Genomic DNA, 5,565 nt, shown 5'->3' with positions numbered 1-5,565 from the left:
GCATCGGGCACGTTGACGATGACATCGGGCTCTACTCCATCACTTTGGATACCTCTTACAAGCAGGAGGCAGCTCAACTGGAAGTGCTCTTGTCGAAGCAGCAGCACGACATGGCATGGCCCTGGTACACAGATCGCGCAACTGTGGTCGTTCAGGGCACTGCAGCGCGATCTCTTGGGCAACTTCGGATGGATCGGCCGGACCGCATCGAAGCTTGGACGGACGCCCTTTTCTGAGGAGTACCTTGGGAGCCGGAGACTTAGCTGGTGGTGAACTGCCGGACCTTGGTGTTGGCGAAATTATCTACTATCAAGAAGGCTTTCCCAAGTTCGTTGAGGGTGAGTTCGACGCGGAAGAAGTCCACTTCTCCTGCGCCGTTCGCGTATGGCCTGATCCGTTCACCACGGGTGGCTGCGCTCCAGTCTTCGAAAGACTCGCGGTAGAACCTGTCCCCTTCGTCCCAGAACATGCACTCATCCTCGTAGTTCTCCAAGTCGGCTTGCTCATATGTCTCCTCGTGGAGGGAGCAGTCTGCCCAAGCGAACATCAGTGGCACCACATCTGCGTACATCCTCAGACCTATGAAAAAGTTCCAGGCCACGAGTTGTTCGGGGTCTTTTCCGTCCTCGTGGTCGATCCCGATAGCGATCTTGCCTCGGCCTGAAGACTTGTTAACCCACTCCTCGAAGTCGACAACGAGTCGAGTTCCTCTGGCGAGCATGTCCATCCAAGGTTTGGCGAGGCGGAGCTCGCGGAGGCGGAGTTCGTAGGGATCACCGTCGGCTGCCGCCTTGAGCGGTCCGCTTGCCGTTCTGTCTAGCACCTGTGTGTTCGGGACCAGCACCTTCCAGCCGCCGGTCTTCGTTTGCTGGAGTGTGTCTCGGGAGATCAGTTGCCAGAAGCATGTCTTCTTTACGTCGTCGTACAGGACGACCGCGACTGGTAGCGAGTGATCAAGCCAGTAGGCCACGTGGTCCTTGTCTGGCCGATACCACCAGCCCCCGAGGGTCGCTTCCCTGAACCAACTTTGACCACTCTTGATCTGCAGTGCAAGGAGTCGCCCTGTCACGTTGTCTGCGTCCACGACCTCGGTGTGGGCGTCGATCCCGAAGTCTTCAGTCGGCTGCTCCCTGAACAGCCAGCCGAGTTCGTCTTGAACTGCGAGGGCGGTGTGAGTGACCCCCGCGCTACCGACTCTGGCTGAAGGTCGTCGTTGTGGCATGTACAAAGGATGCCTGATCGCCCAGGACTTTCAGGGCATCTCAAAAGACCATAGATCGCTCAACTGACAGGCCTTGAAACCTGCGCAGAGTCCTAGCTGCTATCACCCGGCGGTCCTCGGGGTCCTCGCCGAGGGGCTATACCCCCTGTACTGCAAGGTCCCCGCCCGATGCCTGCGAGTCTGGAAACTCTTTTAGTGAGGGGAAACCACAGGAAACGGGGACGCTGGGCCGCACCGCATCCCTGGTATAGCCCTCAGAGGCCACAGGCGTCGATCTGAGCGCCTCTGATGCGATGTCTGGGTGCCGGGTCCACCGATCCGCTACTAGGCTGTCAGATCGCCCGACATCGAAACGAAGAGAAAGTCAAGCGGAAGTTTCTAGCGAGAAAGAACGGCCCGAAACTTCACAAGGTGTTGGTGTTGTCGACCTCGAGGTCGTCGTAGAAGTCGAGGGCCGCTTCGGTGAAACCAGGGAAACTCACGTGCTCACGCTACGCGGTCGGCCGGTCACAGGTCGCCGGAGGCGATCCGGTCCAGCATGGTCAGGCCGGTGACGTCGTCGGGAACGGTGCCGCGCTGCTTCTCCCGGGCGGCGCTCATCGCGGAGATCCACACCAGGAAGACCGAGACTGCCCGGGCGTGCGGGTCGATCGCCGGGCCGCTGCCGCCCATCCGTGCGGCGGCGTCGTCGGTGAGCGTGGAGAGGGCGTTCATCCAGCGGTGCAGGACATGACCGGCGATGTCGACCGGGCCGGAGCCGATGTACTCGACGAGGGGGTGCGGGCGGGCGTCGCCGCCTTCGACCCGATCTGCCCAGCCGGCGTCGCCCATCGCGCGGAGGGCGGCCGCGACCGCGTCGCGGACCGGCTCGTCGACCGGGCGCTCGCGGACCGCGGCGATGAAGGCATCGGTCCATTCGTCGAAGTAGGAGAGCATGATCGCCGCCTTCGACTCGAAGTGCAGGTAGATCGTGCGGACGGCGACGTCCGCGGCCGTGGCGATCTCCTCGATCGAGGTCTCCACGTAGCCGCGCTCCTGGAAGAGCTGGTCGGCAGCGGCCACGATCCGCGCCCGGGTCTGGGCCTTGCGGCGCTCCTGCCGCGACGCGGGCGGGTCTTCTGGCATGGGGTCACCCTAGGGCACCTGCAGCACGACAAAGTGCATACCGTGCATTAATACTATGATGGCAGCAATAGGGCGCGGTGTCGTGCGCAGAAGCCGACCGTCTCGTCTCGGGAGACCCGGGCGCCCGTTGCCGAGGAAGGTCGTTCGTTGAAGATCCGCATCTCCGCACTTGCCCTCGCCGCCGGGGTGGCGTTGGCCAGCTGTGGCTCCGACTCCGAGAGTGCCGCGACCGAGGGAGCGGCGCCGAGGCCGTCGCTCGACGAGGCGAAGGCCGTGGTGCTCGACTACTTCACCAAGGCCTTCGCCGGCGACCCTGCGGCGTGCGAGCACGAGTCACAGGCGTTCGCGACCGAGCTCAACGAGCTCAATGCCACCGCCGACTGCGTCGAGCGCGTCGAGGCGGTGAAGGAGATGATCCCTGAGGGCGAGCCGTTCATCGACATCAGCAGGTCGACCGTCGCGGTCGAGGCGGACGGCGACGGTGCGACTGCCGTGGTCACCCACGAGCTCGAGGGCTTCGGCGGCACCTACCGGATGGTCGTCGTCGGCGGCGTCTGGCGACTCGACGGTGAGATCGGCACCCACGGCGATGGCGGCGGGAGCACAGGCACCGATCCGGTGCGGGTCCCGGAGCAGGAGGCAGAGGAGATCGCGGCGGTCTTCTGCCTGGTGGAGGTCGGCGTCACCCGCAATCAGGTCGAGTCCTGGATGGGTGAGGCCGGCGAGGAGCAGGTCGACGACGACGGTCAGACGGAGTTGAGCTGGTACGTGAACCAGGACAGCTACACGGTCTGGTTCGACGAGCAGGACCAGGTGGCCAGCCTGAGCAGCAGCACCCCGCGTGAGGTGGACGCCTGCGCGCAGTCGTGATGAACGCCCGCCGACGCCCTCGCCACGGATGGTGGTGAGGGCGTTGGCGTTGTCGGAGGTCGGTGCAACGATGAATTCGACGTCGTCGACCGGTCGGTCCTGGCGTCCCCATCCGATCGAACCGAGGAGCTGTGATGGCCACTCTCAACCCGTATCTGAACTTCCGTGGCACCGCACGGGACGCATTGACCTTCTACCAGTCCATCCTGGGCGGCGAGCTGACGACGTCGAGCTACGCCGACATGGGCGGGCTGGAGCAGATGGGCGTCAAGGAGTCCGAGTCCCAGTGGCTGATGCACGGCATGCTGGTCGTCTCCGACTCGATCAACCTGATGGGTGCCGATGTGCCGACAGCACACGGCGACAGCATCGAGAACGGGCACATCTCGCTGAGCGGCCCGGCGGAGGACGAGGCCTTCCTGCGCGAGGCCTTCGCCAAGCTCGCTGAGGGCGGCGAGCTGCACGTTCCGCTGGAGAAGGCGCCCTGGGGCGACTACTTCGGTCAGACCGCCGACAAGTTCGGGGTGAAGTGGCTGGTGAACATCGCCGGCGCCCAGGGCTGAGACGCGCAAGGGCCGCCTCGGTGAGGCGGCCCTTCCAGCGTGGAGCGGATGACGAGACTCGAACTCGCGACATCGACCTTGGGAAGGTCGCGCTCTACCAACTGAGCTACATCCGCAATGCCGAGGTGTGACCTCGGTCGCGGTCGATGCTACTCGACCGGGGCGAGGTCCGGACGCTTGGGGCTGACCGTGTCGCCCGACGAGCGGCCGGTGACCCGGCGATGGATCCACGGCAGCATCTCGCCGCGCATCCACGCGGCGTTGTTGCGCATCTGCTCGCGCCGCGGCACCACGACCACCTCAGGCAGCGTGGGTGCGCCGAGCGTGTGCGGCACGTCGAGCAGGTCGAGCACCGCCATTGCCATCCGCTGATGGCCGGCCGGGCCCATGTGCAGCCGGTCGGCATCCCAGTACCGCGGGTCGCGGTAGTCGCGCATCCGCCAGAAGTCGAGCAGTAGCGCACCGTGCCTCTCGGCGACCTCGCGCACCAGCTCGTTGTAGATCGCGAACCGGCCGCGGGTGGGCTTGAAGAGCGGGAAGGTGCCGGCGTCGAACGCCGTCCACATGACCAGGGTGGCGCCGGTGCCCGCCAACCGCTCGACGGCGGCGTCGTAGCTCTCGACCAGGGCGTCGATGTCGACCTTCGGGCGCAGGATGTCGTTGCCGCCCGCGTAGATGGTGATCAGATCGGGCTCGAGGGCGAGCGCCGGCTCGATCTGCTCCGCGATGATCTGTGGCATCTTGCGGCCGCGGATCGCCAGGTTCGCGTAGCGGAACTCCGGGTTCACGAGTGCCAGCTGCTCGGCCGCTCGATCCGCCCAGCCGCGCAGTCCGTTGGGCCGCGTCGGGTCGGGGTCCCCGACTCCTTCGGTGAACGAGTCGCCGAGTGCGACGTAGCGCGAGAAGACCGGGTTACTCATGAGTTCATGATCCAACGCGGTTCAAGGCGACGTCGTCGCGGGGTCGGCGAGAGTGCGCGCCCGAGGCGCAAGCTCGCGCGCCATCTCTGCGCCCTCGGGCTAGATGGGGGTGCGGTGGAAATTCTGGAAGGAGCGCGACGGCGTCGGGCCGCGCTGGCCCTGGTAGCGCGAGCCGTACTTCTCGGAGCCGTAGGGGTGCAGTGACGGCGAGGTCAGCCGGAAGAAGCAGAGCTGGCCGATCTTCATGCCCGGGTAGAGCTTGATCGGCAGGGTCGCGACGTTCGCGAGCTCGAGCGTGACGTGGCCGCTGAAGCCCGGGTCGACGAAGCCGGCGGTGGCGTGGGTGAGCAGGCCGAGGCGGCCGAGCGAGGACTTGCCCTCCACGCGGGCGGCGATGTCGTCGGGCAGGGAGACGACCTCATAGGTGGAGCCGAGCACGAACTCGCCGGGGTGCAGGATGAACGGCTCGTCCTCGATCGGCTCGACGACGCGGGTCAGCTCGGACTGGTCGGCGGCCGGGTCGATGTGCGGGTAGCGGTGGTTCTCGAAGACCCGGAAGAACCGGTCGAGCCGGAAGTCGATGCTCGACGGCTGGACCATCGACGCCTCGTACGGGGCGATGGAGATCCGGTTCGCCTCGATTTCGGCCAGGATGTCGCGGTCGGAGAGCAGCACGCTGCGAACCCTATCGTCAACGCGCCCGCCGACGCAGAGGTGATCACGAATGGAGAGTTCGCGGGAAGCCCTTGCCATCCCGGAAGAAGTTAGGTTAGGTTTACCTAACGGAATCGCGCAGCGAATCTCTCCGCAGCGCACGGCCCGCCGGGAAACGCCACGTCCCACAGGGCAGTGACGGCCGCCGCCT

General features: G+C 65.5%; 7 protein-coding genes and 1 tRNA gene. 3 read left to right on the top strand and 5 right to left on the bottom strand.

Translation table 11 applies throughout. The features are described from left to right. Positions 1-236: hypothetical protein (locus ABD151_RS08790; protein ID WP_343993382.1), on the top strand; the 236-nt coding region annotated here is incomplete at its 5' end. Positions 237-259: 23 nt separating this feature from the next. On the opposite strand, the gene ABD151_RS08785 is transcribed toward ABD151_RS08790, so the two are convergent. Further along, positions 260-1,222 carry a DUF4365 domain-containing protein gene (locus ABD151_RS08785; protein WP_343993380.1) on the bottom strand — a complete coding sequence of 321 codons (963 nt, stop codon included), beginning with the start codon at positions 1,220-1,222 and terminating at the stop codon, positions 260-262. A gap of 507 nt (positions 1,223-1,729) precedes the next feature. After that, positions 1,730-2,347, bottom strand: coding sequence for a TetR/AcrR family transcriptional regulator (locus ABD151_RS08780; RefSeq protein ID WP_343993378.1), 618 nt, complete (start codon positions 2,345-2,347; stop codon positions 1,730-1,732). 147 nt (positions 2,348-2,494) lie between these two features. Between ABD151_RS08780 and ABD151_RS08775 the strand changes: the two genes are divergently transcribed. Both ABD151_RS08775 and ABD151_RS08770 read left to right on the top strand, forming a co-directional pair. After that, on the top strand, positions 2,495-3,217 hold the full coding sequence (locus tag ABD151_RS08775; protein ID WP_343993376.1) for a hypothetical protein: 723 nt from the start codon (positions 2,495-2,497) through the stop codon (positions 3,215-3,217). 134 nt (positions 3,218-3,351) lie between these two features. Further along, on the top strand, positions 3,352-3,780 hold the full coding sequence (locus ABD151_RS08770; RefSeq protein ID WP_343993374.1) for a VOC family protein: 429 nt from the start codon (positions 3,352-3,354) through the stop codon (positions 3,778-3,780). Positions 3,781-3,820: 40 nt separating this feature from the next. Here the strand turns inward: ABD151_RS08770 and ABD151_RS08765 are convergent. The 3 genes from ABD151_RS08765 to dcd all read right to left on the bottom strand — a co-directional run bounded on the left by ABD151_RS08765 (position 3,821) and on the right by dcd (position 5,375). Beyond that, positions 3,821-3,896, bottom strand: a tRNA-Gly gene (locus ABD151_RS08765). A 33-nt stretch (positions 3,897-3,929) separates the two neighbouring features. Beyond that, complete coding sequence (locus ABD151_RS08760; protein ID WP_343993372.1) at positions 3,930-4,700, bottom strand: SGNH/GDSL hydrolase family protein; 771 nt, start codon at positions 4,698-4,700, stop codon at positions 3,930-3,932. Positions 4,701-4,799: 99 nt separating this feature from the next. Further along, positions 4,800-5,375, bottom strand: coding sequence for a dCTP deaminase (gene dcd, locus ABD151_RS08755; protein WP_343993370.1), 576 nt, complete (start codon positions 5,373-5,375; stop codon positions 4,800-4,802). Positions 5,376-5,565: the final 190 nt, after the last annotated feature.

The sequence above is a fragment of the Nocardioides dubius genome, from assembly GCF_039528155.1.
Lineage (GTDB): Bacteria > Actinomycetota > Actinomycetes > Propionibacteriales > Nocardioidaceae > Nocardioides > Nocardioides dubius.
The sequence above is the reverse complement of the archived record's forward strand: the minus strand, read 5'-3'. Positions and strand labels throughout refer to the sequence as shown.